The organism is Psychrobacter sp. M17(2026), assembly GCF_055699815.1.
This window is the reverse complement of sequence record NZ_CM146741.1, coordinates 622079-640343: the sequence shown is the minus strand read 5'-3', so window position 1 is coordinate 640343 and position 18265 is coordinate 622079. Positions and strand designations below refer to the sequence as shown.

The 18265-nt window shown below is 41.7% G+C and carries 10 protein-coding genes; 5 read left to right on the top strand and 5 right to left on the bottom strand.

The genetic code is table 11. From position 1 onward, the window contains the following. Positions 1 to 50: 50 nt before the first annotated feature. Complete coding sequence (locus tag ACR63T_RS02680; RefSeq protein WP_201571816.1) at positions 51 to 605, bottom strand: fasciclin domain-containing protein; 555 nt, start codon at positions 603 to 605, stop codon at positions 51 to 53. Positions 606 to 991: 386 nt separating this feature from the next. Here ACR63T_RS02680 and metH point away from each other — a divergent pair, with 386 nt between their 5' ends. The 3 genes from metH to ACR63T_RS02665 all read left to right on the top strand — a co-directional run bounded on the left by metH (position 992) and on the right by ACR63T_RS02665 (position 7201). Next, on the top strand, positions 992 to 4777 hold the full coding sequence (gene metH, locus ACR63T_RS02675) for a methionine synthase (RefSeq protein ID WP_472784692.1): 3786 nt from the start codon (positions 992 to 994) through the stop codon (positions 4775 to 4777). 335 nt (positions 4778 to 5112) lie between these two features. Beyond that, positions 5113 to 6129 carry a nucleoid-associated protein gene (locus ACR63T_RS02670; protein ID WP_472784691.1) on the top strand — a complete coding sequence of 339 codons (1017 nt, stop codon included), beginning with the start codon at positions 5113 to 5115 and terminating at the stop codon, positions 6127 to 6129. Further along, positions 6122 to 7201: a hypothetical protein gene (locus tag ACR63T_RS02665; protein WP_472784690.1), complete on the top strand. Its 1080-nt coding sequence runs from the start codon at positions 6122 to 6124 to the stop codon at positions 7199 to 7201. The genes ACR63T_RS02670 and ACR63T_RS02665 overlap by 8 nt, the downstream gene beginning before the upstream one ends. A gap of 872 nt (positions 7202 to 8073) precedes the next feature. On the opposite strand, the gene ACR63T_RS02660 is transcribed toward ACR63T_RS02665, so the two are convergent. Further along, positions 8074 to 9462: a hypothetical protein gene (locus tag ACR63T_RS02660; RefSeq protein WP_472784689.1), complete on the bottom strand. Its 1389-nt coding sequence runs from the start codon at positions 9460 to 9462 to the stop codon at positions 8074 to 8076. A 493-nt stretch (positions 9463 to 9955) separates the two neighbouring features. Here ACR63T_RS02660 and ACR63T_RS02655 point away from each other — a divergent pair, with 493 nt between their 5' ends. Continuing rightward, complete coding sequence (locus tag ACR63T_RS02655; RefSeq protein ID WP_472784688.1) at positions 9956 to 10351, top strand: hypothetical protein; 396 nt, start codon at positions 9956 to 9958, stop codon at positions 10349 to 10351. A 141-nt stretch (positions 10352 to 10492) separates the two neighbouring features. Beyond that, the gene (locus ACR63T_RS02650; RefSeq protein WP_472784687.1) at positions 10493 to 11503 is read left to right on the top strand and encodes a hypothetical protein; all 1011 of its coding nucleotides are present in this window, start codon (positions 10493 to 10495) and stop codon (positions 11501 to 11503) included. Between the two features lie 84 nt (positions 11504 to 11587). Here the strand turns inward: ACR63T_RS02650 and ACR63T_RS02645 are convergent, their stop codons facing one another. From ACR63T_RS02645 to ACR63T_RS02635, 3 genes are all read right to left on the bottom strand, one after another. Beyond that, positions 11588 to 11734 (bottom strand): DUF2256 domain-containing protein, encoded by a 147-nt coding sequence (locus tag ACR63T_RS02645; protein WP_472784686.1) that lies wholly within the window; start codon positions 11732 to 11734, stop codon positions 11588 to 11590. Positions 11735 to 11922: 188 nt separating this feature from the next. Next, positions 11923 to 12084, bottom strand: coding sequence for a DUF2256 domain-containing protein (locus ACR63T_RS02640; protein WP_472784685.1), 162 nt, complete (start codon positions 12082 to 12084; stop codon positions 11923 to 11925). A gap of 21 nt (positions 12085 to 12105) precedes the next feature. Continuing rightward, a complete protein-coding gene (locus ACR63T_RS02635) occupies positions 12106 to 18225 on the bottom strand; it encodes a DNA repair ATPase (RefSeq protein WP_472784684.1) in 6120 nt (2039 codons plus the stop codon). Positions 18226 to 18265: the final 40 nt, after the last annotated feature.

The following is an 18265-nucleotide window of genomic DNA, read 5'->3' as shown; positions in this document are numbered from 1 at the left end:
TATTAACTTATGTTCGACCTATGTAATATAAGCTAATGTATAGATATTATTTATTTTGGTAATAGTACTTTATCGATAACATGGACGACACCATTGTTGGCTGCTATATCTGTTTTTAATAGTTTAGCAGTACGACCATTTTCATCCATCACCATCATCTGCGGAGTTATCACGATAGTATCGTTACTGGCCGTCATAACGCTACCTGGTTTGACGTCTTTGGCGTACATTGCCATATCACCATCAACAACATGACCCGCTAGAATCTTAGTTAATAAAGGCTTATTAGCAAATAACTGAGCCTTAGTCATTCCTGTTTCTTGCAGTGCTTGCATGAATGCAGCATTAGTAGGAGCGAACACAGTATAATGACCATTAGGATCAGATAGCATGCTGCCTAATCCTGCTGCTTGTACTGCTTCAACCAATACTGAAAAATCAGGATTGCTTTGAGCAACTTGCACAATATTCATTTTAGCCATAGATTGACTGTGCATTGGCGCTTTCATTTCTGCTTTTTGCATAGGCATCATGTTATTACAAGCAGATAGCCCAGCTATTGAAAGTGCTAGCGTTCCAATGGTGGCAATTTTAGTAAATTTCATAATCATATCCTTGATAAAAAAATTAGTCTTACGAGAATTTTTGATATAAAAGCAAGCTCGCATAGCTATTATTGACTTCATTACTGAACTATTTATAAGTAAAGCTAATGTAGGAGCTATCCTTCTGAACTTAAATTAACATACAAAGTAAAGATGTTATCTTGTGATTACGCTACTTTTTGTAATATCCATGTAACTACAGTTGTTAATTAGAGAGCTTAGATCACTATGCTTTACATGAAACACTATTAACGAATTACTTATTAGTCGAATATTGATTATAGGTTGTCCCTATTCACTAATCATTCCATGCTAAAATATTCAGTATTTGTTGCTTATTATTTAAGCCCTCTCCCCTTTAAATCTGACGATATAAGCTATTTCCTATGACTGATTCAATAACGGCTGTGCCTGCCACCGATAACTCTCGCCCTAACGATTTTATATTGACGCCGCCAGAGGTGTTCCCATTCAAAAAAGCACAACTGACAGCACGCGCGCGTATTACTGAGCAGATGGCAAAACGAATTTTGATGCTTGACGGGGCGATGGGCACTCATATCCAGAATTATAAGCTGGAGGAGTCGGACTATCGCGGTGAGCGCTTTGCTGATATCGAGCAAGACGTGCGTGGTAATAATGATCTGCTCGTGCTAACCCAGCCGCATATGATTAAAGAGATTCATCTGGCGCACTTAGAGGCAGGTGCTGACATTATTGAGACCAATACCTTTAATGGTACACGGCTGTCGATGGCCGACTATGATATGCAATATCTAGTGCCTGAGCTCAATAAAACCGCAGCAAAGCTTGCACGTGCGGCCGCTGATGAATTTACTGCACAGAATCCTGATAAACCGCGTTTTGTCGCTGGCGTCATTGGGCCAACCTCGCGTACTTGTTCGCTATCACCTGATGTCAATGATCCTGCCTTTCGTAATATCACCTTTGATGAGCTGGTGCTGAATTATCGCGAATCAACACTTGCGTTGATAGAAGCTGGTGTCGATATTATTCTTATCGAAACTATCTTTGATACGCTCAATGCCAAAGCGGCAATCTTTGCGGTAACAGGCGTCTTTATTGATATCGGTTTTGAGCTGCCGATTATGATATCAGGCACGATTACTGATGCTTCGGGTCGTACGTTATCGGGGCAAACTGCTGAAGCCTTTTATAACTCAGTGCGCCATGCCAAACCATTATCGGTTGGCTTTAACTGTGCGCTTGGTGCCGATGCGCTCAGACCACATATTCAGACACTATCTAATATCGCCAACATGTATGTGTCTGCGCATCCTAATGCTGGCTTGCCCAATGAGTTCGGTGAATATGATGAGAGCGCGAGAGAAACAACAGCATTGCTTGAGGGTTTTGCTAAAGCGGGTATCTTAAACATCGTTGGCGGCTGCTGTGGTACAACCCCTGAGCACATTCGGCAAATTGCCAATATGGTCGCCAACTACCCACCGCGGGTGATTCCTGAGATTGCCCCTGCCTGTCGATTGTCTGGACTTGAGCCGTTTAATATTACCGCCGATAGCTTATTCGTCAACGTTGGTGAGCGTACCAACGTTACAGGCTCTAAAAAGTTCCTACGTTTGATTAAGACCGAAGCCTATAACGAGGCGCTGGATGTGGCGCGTGACCAAGTCGAAGGCGGCGCGCAGATCGTCGATATCAATATGGATGAGGGCATGCTGGACTCCAAGCAGGCGATGATTCATTTTGTGAACCTCGTGTCTGGCGAGCCTGATATCAGCCGTGTGCCTTTGATGATTGACTCCTCGAAATGGGACATCATCGAAGAAGGTCTCAAACGTATCCAAGGTAAGTCCGTCGTCAACTCTATCTCCTTAAAAGAAGGTCATGCTGAGTTCGTCGAGCGCGCCCGTCTCTGCATGCGCTATGGTGCGGCTATCATTGTTATGGCCTTTGATGAAGACGGACAAGCCGATACCTTTGAGCGCAAAACTCAAATCTGTCAGCGCAGTTATGATGTATTGGTCAACGAAGTGGGCTTTCCGTCTGAGGACATTATTTTTGACCCCAATATCTTTGCGGTCGCCACGGGTATCACTGAGCATAATAACTACGGCGCGGACTTTATTAACGCGACCAAATGGATAACTGATAATCTGCCCAATGCGATGGTATCAGGCGGCGTCTCTAACGTCTCGTTTAGTTTCCGTGGTAATCCGATTCGCGAAGCGATCAACTCCGTATTCCTTTATCATGCGATTCAAAACGGCTTGACTATGGGTATTGTCAACCCTGTCATGCTGGAGATCTATGATGACATTCCTGTCGATGCTCGCGAGGCGATTGAGGATGTCATGCTCAATCGCAATCAAGGTGAGAGCGGACAAGATGCGACTGAACGGCTGATGACTGCTGCCGAAAATTACCAAGATGGCGGCAAGAAAAAAGACAGCACTGTCGATATGACTTGGCGCGAAGGCACGGTAGAAGAGCGTATCGCTCATGCTCTTGTCAAAGGCATTACCACCTTTATCGAAGCCGATACCAAAGAGGCGTGGGAGAAATACCCCAAACCACTAGAGGTCATCGAAGGGCCATTAATGGATGGTATGAATATCGTCGGTGACTTATTCGGTGCGGGTAAAATGTTCTTACCGCAGGTCGTCAAATCCGCACGCGTGATGAAGCAATCGGTCGCTTGGCTGAACCCGTATATCGAAGCTGAAAAGGTCGAAGGCGAAACCAAAGGTAAAATCCTGATGGCGACCGTAAAAGGCGATGTCCATGATATCGGTAAAAACATCGTCGGCGTGGTACTCGGCTGTAACGGCTACGATATTATCGATTTGGGCGTGATGGTAGCGTGCGAAAAAATTCTCGATACCGCGATCGCGGAAAAAGTCGATATCATTGGCTTATCAGGGCTGATCACCCCAAGTCTGGATGAGATGGTCTACGTTGCCAAGCAAATGCAAGAGCGCGGTATGGCCTTGCCATTAATGATCGGTGGCGCAACGACTTCCAAAGCGCATACTGCGGTCAAAGTCGAGCCGCAATATCAAAACGATGGCGTCATCTATGTCTCTGATGCCTCACGCGCCGTCGGTGTAGTCACTAAGCTACTCTCCAAAGACAATCGCCAAGCCCTCATCGATGAGACTCGCGAAGAATATATCAAAGTTCGCGAGCGCCTAGCTAAGCGCCAACCCAAAGCCGCCAAGCTCTCCTATGCTGAATCAATCGAGGCAGGTTATAAAGCTGATTGGGAAAACTATACGCCGCCTGTGCCTAATAAGTTAGGTCAAGTTATCTTTGATGATTATCCGATAGAGAAGTTAATTCCCTTTATTGACTGGACACCGTTCTTTATCTCGTGGGGTCTGGCAGGTAAATATCCTAAGATCCTGCAAGATGATGTCGTTGGTGAGGCCGCGCGGGACTTATATAGTAATGCAGAAGATATGCTCAAAAAGATGATCGATGAAAAGCTAGTCATTGCCAAAGGTGTCTTTAAGATAGCGCCAGCACGGCGTACGGGTAGCGACACGGTCACTGTCTACGACAAAGCACCGACTGCAGGCGGCAGCGCAGAATACCAGTTTGAGCATTTACGTCAACAGAGCGACAAAGCCAGTGGCACGCCTAACTATAGCTTGGCGGACTTTATCTCGTCAGTCGATGCCTATACCGATTATCTTGGTGGCTTTACCGTCTCAATGACAGGTACTGAGGCGATCGCTGAAGCATACAAGAGCAACGGCGATGACTATAATGCGATTATGGTACAGGCGTTATCTGATCGCTTAGCCGAAGCTTTTGCTGAGCATTTGCATAAGTTAATCCGTACCGACTATTGGGGCTACCTGCCTGAAGAAGAATTAAGCAATGATGAGCTAATCAAGGAAAAATACATCGGCATCCGTCCCGCGCCTGGCTATCCTGCCTGTCCTGAGCATACGGAAAAAGGCAAACTATTCGATTGGCTCGGTACGGTTGAGGCTATCGGTACGACGCTGACGGAAAGCTACGCGATGTGGCCTGCGTCATCAGTCAGCGGATTTTATTACTCGCATCCTGAAAGCGTGTACTTCAATGTCGGTAAAATTAGCACCGATCAGTTAGAGAGTTATGCGGAGCGTAAGGGCTGGGATATGAAAACTGCTGAGAAGTGGTTAAATCCGAATTTGTAGAGATAAAAAATTTTAAATATTACTTTATAATCAGATACTTACTTAACTCTTTATTTATAAAGCTCACGACAACAGCTGTCGTGAGCTTTATTATTGATATATACATTATTTAGCATTAACGGTAATATCTAAAGTGGATAATGTCTAATTGTTACAATAACTATCGTTATTTATAGTCTAAATCCACTCTTGTTTTTCGTTGATTACCAAAATTCATATACCTGACTCGGATAATACCTCTTAAAAGTAGAATAATGTAGTGTTATTAGAGTATCATTGACATTCGGCATTATATGCAATGTCAAATAAATATTTGTCTACATAAAGAGGGAATTATGGAAATTGGAAGTGTTGTTGTTCATAAGATTGAGAAAGAAGAAGGTGATACAGGTGCTGATAACGTCCATCTTATTATAAGTGAAACATACTTAGACAATACGAATGAACAAATACTTAATATAGTAAAGATTCTCAATGCTTCCTTTTCAGATAGGATTGTGCAAAGAGCTATTTTTTCGGACTTAGACTTCGGTTTTCAAAGAACTATAGTTGATTTCAACAGTATAAATTTATTATCTGTTTCTCAACTGTTATGCACAAGTTTACATCAACGGATGCAAGCCTCAACTCTGTCAAGCGCTAAAGGTGGCTACCTAATCTTTACGCTTTATAATCACATGAACTACAACTACTTAGGTGTGTTTTTTGTTCGAAAGACAACTGGTTCAAACCTTGAGTTCCAAGATCCTGATAGCAGTTGGGACTTAGAACTTGTTAGATATTTAGATGTTAAACATTTCGCTATGGGCGCAAGGATAAATATTACAACTTTACTAGCTGATGAAGATTCTAGATATTTACAGTTAGTAAAAGGAAACACAAACATATCTGATTATTTTATAGATTGGATTGGTGTTACTAACCCAACCTCTGAAAGCATAGATGCTCAACAATTATTTGAAATAATTAACGATATTGATCTCAACGATAATCAAGATAGAGACGAAGTAAAACGTCAAATTTATAATTATGCTAAAGAGCAGATTAATAGACTAATTAATATTAGAAATCTAAGCGACTATGTTTTCGGTGACCCTGAAAAAATACTTAATTATTGTGAAGCTCACCAAATAGAAATTAGCCACGAATTTAAATTAAAAGGAAAGGCTTTAAACAAATTTTATAAAATTAGTGCTAAAACTGACGGGATTTGGTTACAAGCAAATTATGATAAGTTTAATGACCATGATATTCAAGTTTTTGAAGAAGAAGGTTCTATACTGATTAGATCACAGGAATTAGTGAACATTATTAATGAGCAAAGACAAAGGAGCACTGATCAAAATGAATAATGTCCAAGAGCTTATTAGTTTTTTAGAGAAGTGTTTAAAAACTGACACCTCTATTAATGCTAGAGAGCTTGTAGTGACTAACAAAGAAATACTTGATGAGTCTTTACTACAAAAATATAATATTAATTATATTTATGAAGGTAATTCGGTCAAAATATATCTTGAAAGCCCTAACATAAGAATATTTAAAACTTATGCAGATGCTATAAAATATGGTAGTAGCAAACAAGATTATAACCTTAGTATTGCTTTAAACATAAACTTCTTACAGCAGAATTTATTTGATAATATATATTACTATGAAACAATAAAAAAAATCTTAAATAATGACAATATCGTTGACTTCGAAAACAAAATAACGAAAGATTATTTCATACTTTCAAGTGATTATGGCAAGATAGTATTAAGCTACTCTACTAATCTAGAAAAGATAGGTTTTTATAAAACAGAGCATCCTATAGATTTAACAAAATTAGAAGAGTTATTAAAAATAGAGTCTTTCCCCGAGTTCTATAAAAACTCTATAGCTAAGTTCTTATCTGACAACCCAGATAAAGATATATATACTATTTTAAGTAATTTTGATTTTTTATTAACAAATGCTATTAATGCATTAAGTCTCTATAAGCAGAACTTCTCTTTTGAAAAGTTCGAAAAAGAATTTGATGATAACCTTTCTAGTAATATTAAGAAATTACAAGAGTTGACAACAAGCTTTCAAAGCAAAGTTATGGCTATACCCATACAGTTTGGAGTATATATTTACTTACTATCGAAATTTAACGATAGTTTTACCTCAATACTTCTTATTGTAGCTACAATAATCGCTTGGTCTATCTTCAATTATTTGATAACTTCAAAAACTTATCGTAATGTGCATTATTTAGAAACCAAGATTGAAGGTGAGATAGCTTTAATTAGACAGAAATCTGGTATTCAAGAAGAAAAGATTTCAAAGCCTCGACAGATATTAACAAAAGACATTTATGCTATGAAATATATCATTTATGTCTATCAATTTTTTAACGTAGCATTCACTCTTTTAATCTTAATTATATTTGCCATAAACTGAAACCAATTTTAATTATTTTGTACTGTTAATCTTGACCTGTGCCTACGTAACAGAATAAAAAAGTCCCCATAGCTATTGTTTTTAAGCTTATAGCTATATATAAAGTTTACATGTATTTTGGAGATATATAATAAATTAAATGATTACGGTAGAAATTTATCACTTGATATGTTCATAGCAAGTCTCCTATTACCAATAACTCTATTATATAATGCTTATCATGTATTACAGAATTTACTACATGGATATATGTTTGAAGAGTCGCATAGTGTATCTGTCTTAATAGCGGTAAATATATTATTAATAGGATTGTCTATGTTCACTTTTTCGATTGGTATATTTAGATAGCCTTTCAATGAGTGTAGCGTGGATGCAACGCGAAGCCTACAAATTAGCATAACGAATCGTATGTTGGCACCCACGCTACCATTTTCGCAAAGTTTGATTTGTAGATACTATCCTGATATTTTTTAAAAGCTAGAATCTCTGCTGTAGGTGCGGTTTAGCCCTGATTGCAGCGGTTATCCTGCTTGGTTGGGCGAGTTGCAATGGCTTGGTTTGGGGTGGCGCGCAGAGCAGGCGACGCACCAAACCTTAGCCAGTGCCTCGCATAGACTAGCAGATATGAGCGTAAAGCAGGATTAGCTACTTACTATTTTTTAAGTTCTAAATAAGCTATAATCGCTCTAACAGCACCGCCTCCTCTACTTCTTGAGCATGTCTCGACAAGAAATGTGGCGGTCTTCTTATATCCTAATTTTAACTTAGTCTGACTTACCCTTACCCCGCCGACAACACCCAAAACAACAAACCACCTACTCTCCTTTCTTACGCCAATCAAACTACCTTGACCCGATAAACTAAAACCCTAATCACTCCAACGGCTTCTCAGGTGGGGTAAATAACATATCATCCAGCATACGCCCAAGGACTGCCCGTACATCCGCAGAGTGACCGCCTTTTTTGAGTACGGACTCAGCAGAGCCGTGTTCCAGCATGGATTCATCTATTCTTATATTCCAGATATAGCCTGACTCTTTTGCTGGCTTTTCATAAAGCGCTATTAGCTCTGTCATCTTAGAACGCTGCTCTTCGCTGGTGATGCCCTTGTTTCCATAGAGATACAGAGCTTCACTACAGGCTTTATTGGCTTGGTGATTATTGTTATTACTATTATTGTGTTTTGACTCGCGTGAAGGTACTGCAAACCAACTATCATTATTAGGGCTACAGTGACTCTTGTCAGATAACTTATCTTTTTCAGCGATGATAAGCTCATAGGAGAGATAAGGCTCATAATGCCCTATGGTTTTATGAGTTTGATTAACAGTAGAAGGTTCGGTAGATAGGTTTTGCCCAATAAAACGCGCCATCGGATATAGGCGACGGGTAGTAAAATCATCTTTAGAGGTTACATTCAGCCAAACAGGTCGTTGCAAGCCCGCCTTATTCTCATCAGCTTTATTAAATACTTCGTCAAAAGCTTTTGCACTTATAGCAGGATTCAAACACATCAATAGGGATCGACTTCCTAAAGGCCAATCATCAATAGACTCTATATGGGCTAAGTCATCCATAAAAGCCCGCGACAACAGCCTACCGCCAAAAGAATGTCCTATAATCAGCGAATATCCTGAATGGGTGCTTTTTTCAACACGCTTGGCCAAAGCAATCAGATCACCTCGTACCTCCCCATAGCTGCCAATCGTATCCGCTGTACGAGCTCCGTCCAGCGGCTTCAAAAACTTTGCTGGAAAATACTTATATTTGGCGCCACGCCAGCCAACATAGACACCTATGATATTCATATCAGGATTCTGAAAGCTGCGACGAGCGAGTAGATAGGGGAAAGTGACAGTATCGAATTCTTTTTGCACGCTAGTGGTGTCTGCATTGTTATTCCAGCCATGCACATAAACTACCAAATAAATCGGCTTGTCAGAAGTATCTATAGCACGCCTGATAACAGCCATCTGCCTATCACCCTCAAATTTTTGACCCCTCTCGTTATACTCTAAATAAAATGAGCCAAAAACCGTTGGGTCAATTTTGTCACCCTTTTCTATGCTTGCGTCGTCGCTTTTATGGGCTGACAATCCATTTTTGATGACCATAGTAGTGACAGGGTTGATATACGTATCTAACTCTACATCGGAGCAAGTCTCTTTATTTAGGCAATCAATTTTGTGATAGGCCTGATCAGAAATAGTCGCACAAGAACTCAATATAAAGTAGCAAAGAACAACGACTATATATTTCATAAAAAACATCCTTGTAGTCATTTCATCAGCAAAAACTTATCAGTTCCTCGATTCGTTTATTTATATCAAAGATAAAATAGATCTCTTCATAATCCGTACAGTAAGGTGGACGTGTGGCATTCAAAACCAGACTTTCCTTTATATTCAATATACCGAATTAATCGTAATTCATCTACAGATATTTTTTTAAGATGCAATATGTGACTTTTTCTCCGCTCTTGATCTCGATAAAATTTAAAAATAAGCATAGCTATCAGTCTTTTAGCTAAATTGCTATTCATTAAATGCTTTATCTTCAGAAGACATCCTATCCTATTCAACAGTGTTAAAGATATTTAATATATTCATATAAACGCATATTGACAAACGTTTCAAAAATGATACCTTGTTATATAAGCGTTTCAATATTTTACTTTTTAAGACAAAAAAAGGTGATGACGTAGCGCTTTTAGTTTATCTAGGTTTGCATTTTTCATTCAAGGAGAGAAAGAAAATGAAATTATTTAAATTAACCCTGCTCGCCATTACCACCGCGCTCTTTTTGCAAGGGTGTGATAATGACGATGATGGATCTTCGACTACACCCCCCGATCAATCAGATATAAAGGCTGAAATCCTTGGGGTTTGGACTGGTAACGATACCGATGATGAGCTTTTGACTATAGCTTTCTTAGACGATGGGACTTACATTCATTTAGAAGCTAATGAAAGACCTGAAATTGCTAAGATGCAATCTTTAAGACAAGTAGTGACTAATTCAGAAGGAGGTATGGAATGGGGTAAATATACTATTGATGATGATACTGGAGAGTTGACCACGACCCCCGTCTTTGATAACAATGGTAGCGCTGGACTGTCAGACTCTATCACACGCTATGCTCGGGTTTAAGATGGCACGCTCACGCTTGAAATAGACGAAAATAATGACGGTATAATAGGTAGCGATGAAGTTTTCAGTTTTTCAGAAACCAAGTCTGAAGGCCTCTTAGGTGCTTGGGGCAGTGATGATATCGATGAAGGCTTGCTAGGAGTGGCATTTTTTGAAGATGGTACTTATGTACACGTACAAGTCGATGAAGAAGACGGATCAATTAACAATCCTAAAAACGGCATGGAATGGGGAACTTACGTTATTGATAATGTGACTGGGTCACTCACTACCACTCAACTGTTTGATAACAATGGCGAATCTGGATTGTCCGATCCGCTCGTTCGATATGCTCGAATCGTGAACGGTAAGCTAATCATTGAAGTTGATGAAGACAAAAATGGCACTATAGATAATGACGAGATATTTGGCTTTTCAAAACTTACCGCTGATAACAACCCCATAAACAAAATAGACCCCAAGGATCTAATAGGACTTTGGGAAAATAAAAATACCGATAACGAGCTATTAACTTTGGCTTTTTTAGACAACGGCTCCTATATTCATTTAGAAGTTGACGAAAACATACCGTTTGATAATTTAAACAATGAAATCTCTGGTATGGAATGGGGTAATTACACTTTAAACAATAGAACAGGAGAGTTAACCGTTAATCAAAGGTTTGACAATAATGGTGATACTGGATTATCAGATTCTCTTACTCGTTATGTTAGCGTATCTGGTAATACACTCACACTTGAAGTAGATGAGAATAAAAACGGTATTATAGAAAGCAATGAGTCTTTTACGTTCTCAAAAGCTAAATCTGAAAACATTTTAGGCCTTTGGAAAAATGACACTACTGGAAATGAGCTACTGGCGCTTGCTTTCTTTGACGATGGTACCTATGTTCATTTAGAGGTCGATGAAGAAGCACCCTTTGATAATGCAGAAAATGAAACTTCTGGCATGGAGTGGGGAAATTACACTTTAAACACTACGACAGGAGCTTTAACCGTCAGTCAGATATTTGACAACAATGGTACAACTGGACTCTCAGACCCTCTAACTCGTTATGCACGAGTGTCTGGGGACATACTTACCTTTGAGTTTGATGACGATAAAAACGGTACAATAGATAGTAATGAATTCTTAAATTTTGATCGTCAATAGTTATCAAAAATAACTCTACAAAAACAAAAGTAGGTAAACAAGATTCAGCTTATCAATGCATAGGCTGAATGTTTTTATTTTGCGCTAATCATTTTTTAATTTAGCCCGCCGACAACGCTCAGAACAATAAATCACTTGCTCCCAATCCTTCTCCCACTTCTTACGCCAAGTAAAGGGACGCTGGCAAACCGGGCAGATTTTGGTAGGTAGATCAACCTTTTTATGTGCCATGACGTTCCCTTTTATTATTTTCATAGTTATTTAGAAGGCTAATATTGTGTTAATAGGATGGCTTTCTAAACTGGTGCGCGGGGCGCACCCTACTCGTCAATTGCAAAAATTTTGTTACCGAGACATAAAATGCTGGGTTAAAAACCCAGCCTACAACCGACCATAAATTTCAAACTCAATTTTTTGCATTATTTTTGATGCTCTAAACCTTCATATTTCTTAACCCTTCGGCATTGGTCTGAACAATAAACCATGCTTTCCCAGTTTTTATCCAACTTTTTCGTCCAGCTAAACTCGCGCTCGCAGACGGGACATTCTTTTTTGCGGACATTCTTCTTTTTTTGCGCCATGATTTTCTCTTAATAAATTATTTATTGGTTATGCTCATCAAAGATAGTGTTCAGTCGATTTAAGCACTCTACGATCATTTTACCAGACTGCTCTGTACTAGTATCAAGTGCCAGCTTCTCATCCATACGCGTGGTTAGTGGCGCTAATGCTTGCTTCAATGCATTTGCCATTAGCTCAGTTTGCTGTGCAGTATCAGTCGTATGATTGGTAGTATTTGCCACCCCGCTATCGAGTAGACTTTTTGATAAGCTATCGCCGATATTTTGCGCCATATTTTTTGACATAGACCCTGCCAGCTGCTCAACCGCTGTGATCAGCTTGATGACCAGCTGTTGTTGTAGCGCTTGGTTTTGCTGTAGGTGCTCGCCCTCTATCTTATGATCGTGACGATAGATCTGAGTGAGCTTATCTAAACTCTGCTCAAAGCCGCTATCGATACTTTGACTCACGACATTGGCATTATCCACAAAACTAGTAACAAGACTTTTGACACAATCATCAGCTAGCAACTTTTGCGCTTCTAACTGTGCGGTTATCCGCACTTGCTGCTCCGCTTCTTTTAAACGCGCCAGTTGCTCTGGATCGTTTTGAATGAGATATTGATCGAATTGGCTATTGATGGTCTTAAAGCCACCGACCACATCGACCAGTTGCGCCACGATGCGCGCGCCAACATCACCGTCTGCGCCGCCCATAGCTTTGTTACGTAGGAAGTCCGCTTTGATCTGCTCCCAACGTTCCGCTTCTGCCTCATCCAGCTCACCACGCATCTCGCCAAGCTTAAGTAAGTTGCTCTCAGCCCCTTGAGTTAAGAGCTGTGACTCGCCTAGGTAGTGATCGTCAATCAGCTGATTTAGCTCATCTTTGTTCATGACCGCTGATAGCTTTTCGGTCATCTTATTCATATTACGATAGCTGCCCTGCAACTTAAATATCGGCTCAACCCGATATCTATCATCTTGTGATGCCGAGGCGATATAGGCTTGGTTCACATCGAGGATCACTTCTTGCACGGTGAACATATGGCGCAAGATGGCGATAATCTCATTGATCTCAGAGGTGCTATACGGATAGCTCAGCTCGCTACTTTGTGCTTGGGCGAGGTTAGTATTGTCAGCTTTTGCCATTTTAATTAAGCGATGTACGTCGCTTAAATCACGATTAGCTAAGGGCGCAAGTACGCTATTTGAGGTTAACGAGTTTTCGATATAACTGAGGGCAAACACCTCTTCCATACCGCTCATGATATCGCCTAAGTTATAGATATCGGCACGGTTAGCGAGCATATCAGGAACTTTAAAGGCTTCACCGCTTTCAGTGTACGGGTTACCCGCCATAACGACGCAGAACTTTTTGCCGCGCATATCATAAGTTTTAGTCTTGCCTTGCCAGACGCCATCGATACGACGCGTACCATCACCTAGTGAGATAAATTTCTGCAAAAACTCGGCATGGGTATGCTGGATATCATCAAGATAGAGCATGACGTTATTGCCCATCTCAAAGGCTAAGTTAATTTTATTGAGCTCCTCACGCGCGGTAGCATTAGGCGCTTTGGCAGGGTCTAGAGAGGTTACATCATGACCTAATGACGGACAGTTGATCTTCATAAAGATTAAGCCCAGACGGTTCGCCACGTACTCCATCAAAGTCGTCTTACCATAACCTGGTGGCGATATCATCATCAGGATACCCATCAAGTCGGTACGCTTATCCTCACCGACGCTGCCCATCTGCTTGGCGAGGTTGTCACCTATCAATGGTAGGTAGCTCTCATTAATTAGGCGGTTACGCACAAACGAGGATAATGGACGCGCCATGAATTCATTAAGTCTTAGCGTCTCTTTGGCGTCATTTAATATCTCTGAGCGTAACGACAAGTAGCGCTTATAGCTAGGGATGACCTGTGCATCATGATAGTGCAAGCGATTTAAGAAGTCATCAACCGCAAAGGTGAGCGTTTGGCTGTGGATGCGCTCATGCTCACCTAATAAATTATCTACTTTTATCTCAAGTGATACCTTGCCTGTGCTACGCTCAAAGCTCTGCGCTTGATTGAGTGGATTATTGAGGCTGGTTAGTGATGTTTGAGTAGCTTGGGTAGACAAGCCACTAGTTATAGGCTTATTGGTTTTATTAGCGCTCGCACCTGAATCCAGCACCCCTTGCATAAGCGTTTCGCGCTGGCTATCGGTTAGCTGCGTCAATAACATGCTGATCGCTTCAGGTATATAATGACGACCGCTCTCCAGCTGCTGCTTACGCTGTGCCTCCTCTTCCTCCATAGTAGCGATTTGCGCTTCGCTGAGCGGGTTGCCCTGACTATCCACATTAGCATCAACGTTGCTATCAGCGGTTGACTCGCCTGCCACCTCGCTACCATAGGTTTTATCTAGTAGCGCATTAAACCAAGTGGCTAGTAACTCATAAGCAGATTTAGGCTGGAAGCTTAACTTGGCAACTGAGGTTTGCAACTGCTCAAAGCTGGCACTGCCTTTATTCACAGTACTGCTTGCTGCTTTATTTAGCGTTTTGTTTAACTGCTCACATAGCTGTTGGGCTTTTTGGCTGGTTTGCCACTGTATTCCTTGGGCTGCATTATGCTCGGCGGCTTGACCCATCACGCTGACCAAATATTCACAAGCCAGCTGTACGTGACTTTGGGCGAATATACTACTGTCTGCGTCACCTTTACTATCGTTACTACTGTCATCACTACTATCAGTATCAATATCATTATAAGCGGACACAAAGTCGCTCATCACTGTACTTATATCATCGATTAGTAAGGCTTTGGCGGTATCACTACCTAAGCTGCGACGCAACTGCTCAGCGGTAATCGCGCGATCCAGCCAATTATTAATACGCGTCAATGTCTGCTCATTTAGCCATTGGCTGTAATTGTATTGATTTAATGCAGGCAATCCTAAAGCTTGTACTAGCCTGAGCTGCCAGTAAAACAGCTGGGCTAAAGCACGTACTTGCGGGGTATAAATCAGCAAGCCCGCTTCGCGTAGCGTTGGCAATATCTGCATGAGCAGCAAGGTGGCATCATGATCATGGATGCCCTTTTCATAGCCAAGCTGATAACGCGGCGTGGCATAGGCTTTTACTAGCTTAGATAATGAACTGTCATCATCTAGCTCGCCACTGCTATCTATAGTATTCGCTGTCTCGTCATAAGCTTGATAAAGTCGCGCTTCCGTTAGGCCATCGTTATTATTCTTGGCGCTTTCAATAATGCTATAAGCTAAGTACTCGGCGCGGTAAACTTGCTCGGACTCGGAGGCGATATTCATATCCCAATAAGGACGTAATGCGTTTAGCTCAGCGTTATCGAGCACTTCGTAATAGTCCGTACCCGTTAAATGTAGGTTAAGAATACGCTGGCCGTTGGTTTGCTGGCGACTGAGCAGGGTTAAATCCAATGGCTGAGTATTGACCGAAAAGCGGTGTTTGCCAAGCTTAATGATTTGACCGCCATCTTCAAATAAGTCTGACTTATCTTTTAGACTCTTGTAGCTCTCAATTTGAATGGCTTTTAGTCGCGCATCGATATCATCCGCTTTGACACTAAAACCCATCTCTTGCAGGCTCTTAGCAATGGCGCGTACCTTTTGTACCAGTCCATCGGCGGCAAAATAAGTATTGAGGCCATCTTCATCTTTAAAGCCTGTGACTCCAGTGCTTTGAGTGCGCTTTTTTATGCTCTCTAGCATACGCAGAGCGCCATCGCCTAAATTCTGAGCTTTGCGGTTACGCGCATCGAGCAGCTGCTGTTTATGATTCTCAAAGGTCTCATAAATCTCTTCGCGTTTGCTGATGATATCTGCTAAAAACTGATCACCACCGCCCGTTTCTGGATCAGCAAATTGACCTTCAAGCTCCTCTAACTGTACCAGCAGCTTGGCCATTTGCTCATCTGATTTTTCAGGAGTATTGGCGGTAGATAAGGCATTGGCTATCGACTGACCAAACAGCCTAAACTGCGCGCCGAACTGCGCAATAGCTTCGACTGAGCCTAAGTTTTTGCGCTTATGATTCAGCTTAGCTTTAGTCTGATTGAGACGTGAGTAGATAGCAGATATATCATCGATGATTTGAGTACGCACCGTCGCATCAGCGACATCAAGCGTGCCGAGTAGCTCAGTTAATAGATCTAAGCCTTGCGCGGTATTATCGATAGTCTCTAACACGGGTTTGAGCTCAGAATTAGTCTCGCTCGTCTGCAAACGCTCGTTGACATCGACTAAAATACCCTCGTAACTCGATAATGCATCATCGCCACTAAGATATTTTACGGTTTGCTCAGCAAGCTCGCTCTCTGCGCTCTCAAGCTGCTCTTGTAGCGCTTGCAACTTATCACTATCTAAATAACGTAAGTTCTCTAAGCTGACTAAATGACCCTTTTGTCGCCTAAGCGCTGATAACTGCTCAACATAGTCGCTTGCAGACTCAAAGGTAGTGATTTTAATCTGCCGAGTAATCTCATTTTGCTTGGTTTCGGCATCGGCTAAGGCGGTCTGCGTTTGCTTTTGGACGCTTTGAACTTTGGCAAATTCATCAATGACCAGCTCAGCGGTCGCTGTGACCTCTTTGATACTGCTGGCGACCTCGGCAAGCTCAGGCTCGTTTAGCCAATAATAGCTGTCAAACAGTCGGCTAGTATTATCGGCAAGCTCTTCATAAAGCTTTTGTGAGACGCTTTGATTATCAATCAAGCGGGTGATGCTATATAGATCTGAGATACCGCGTACTAGCTCTTTATTACCGATTTTGCCATAAAAGTTGGTGCTCTCGGGTAGCTCGCTAATATACTCATCTGAGGCATAAGGGGTATGCCATATTTGCATCGGATGAATACGTGATGGCTCAGTTTGGGCGCTAAACAGTACCAATTGACCGTTCTCAGCCAGCGCCATGCCGTTGCAATAAATTGGGTTTGCCAATTGTTTTTTGATTAAGTTATAAGGGAATAATCCAGTAACCCCAAGCGCCATATCATAAAATAAATACAACACATCCTCACCATTAGGCGAGACAATTTTGCGCTTAAACTTCAAGTCTTTAGCGCTAGCTTCTTGGCTCTCAAACAGCTTATGCTCACCCGTTTGTAAGTAATAGCCACCAGGGAAAATAATGCCGTGATCCTCAGGCAGCTGTACACACGACTGGCCGATAGCGTCTAGGCGCAGTACGGTCTCAGTCAAAGTGTTATAGACAAAATAGCGATAATCTGTTTCTCGATACGGCAGTATTTTGAGTAATATTAAGCTGCCCACTTTGGCATAAGCGATCTGAGCGTCGGTCAGCGACTGCGTGGTATCCGTTACCGATTCTTTGTAGATCCCCAATCCTGATTGGGTGTTATCCTCGATCTTAATGGTTAAATCACCGCCGATAGTCTCGACAAATACCGTATCTAAGATATTCATATGTGGGTGCTTGCCGTTGACCACCTGCTCGCGGGTAGTATCAATCCATTCAAAATCATAAGCGGGTGGCAGCTCAATATCACGCTCGCCGCGATTGTCCACGTAAGCGACTTGTGCAGACTCTGGCGTGCCTTCACTAAAGTCTAAGGCAAAGCGAAACACCCGAATATCCGTGATACGCTCACCGATCTGAAACGCCAATAGCAGCTTGCTGTCTTTGACTGTGATCTGAATCAGACGGGTTTGTTTATAATAGCGATATAGCTCATTGAAGTCTTGTACAAAGGCGGTCTGATCTAAAAAAGTATCTTTTAGCTCTACTTCTTCGAGCTGATACTCTTCTTCGCCACCTGCTGGCTCAAGCAAGCGATATAGCGAGAGCACATCTTTGATATTGCTGGCGCGCTTAAGCCCCATAAACACGTTGTAGCCAAACAGCAGATACTCGCCGACTTGCACCATATCTTGCGCGACGCAGTTGTATTCAGTACGAATACGCGTGCGAGCAATGACTTGCATTTGCGTGCTACCAAACTCTTCAAGCCGCGCATTATTCAGTGTTGCTGTTTGCGTCTGTAAGCGACTGCCCTGCTCGGTTAAGCGCTTTTTAATCAGCTCATAAGCATTGCCTGAAGCAACGGCCTTGTCCGCTTGGTCTTGTTTGCCAGTGCTACTTAAATCGGTTGGGTTTTGCGTATCTGCCATTGGTGGTCGTCCATTTCTGTTTTTAGGCAATAAGAGAGTT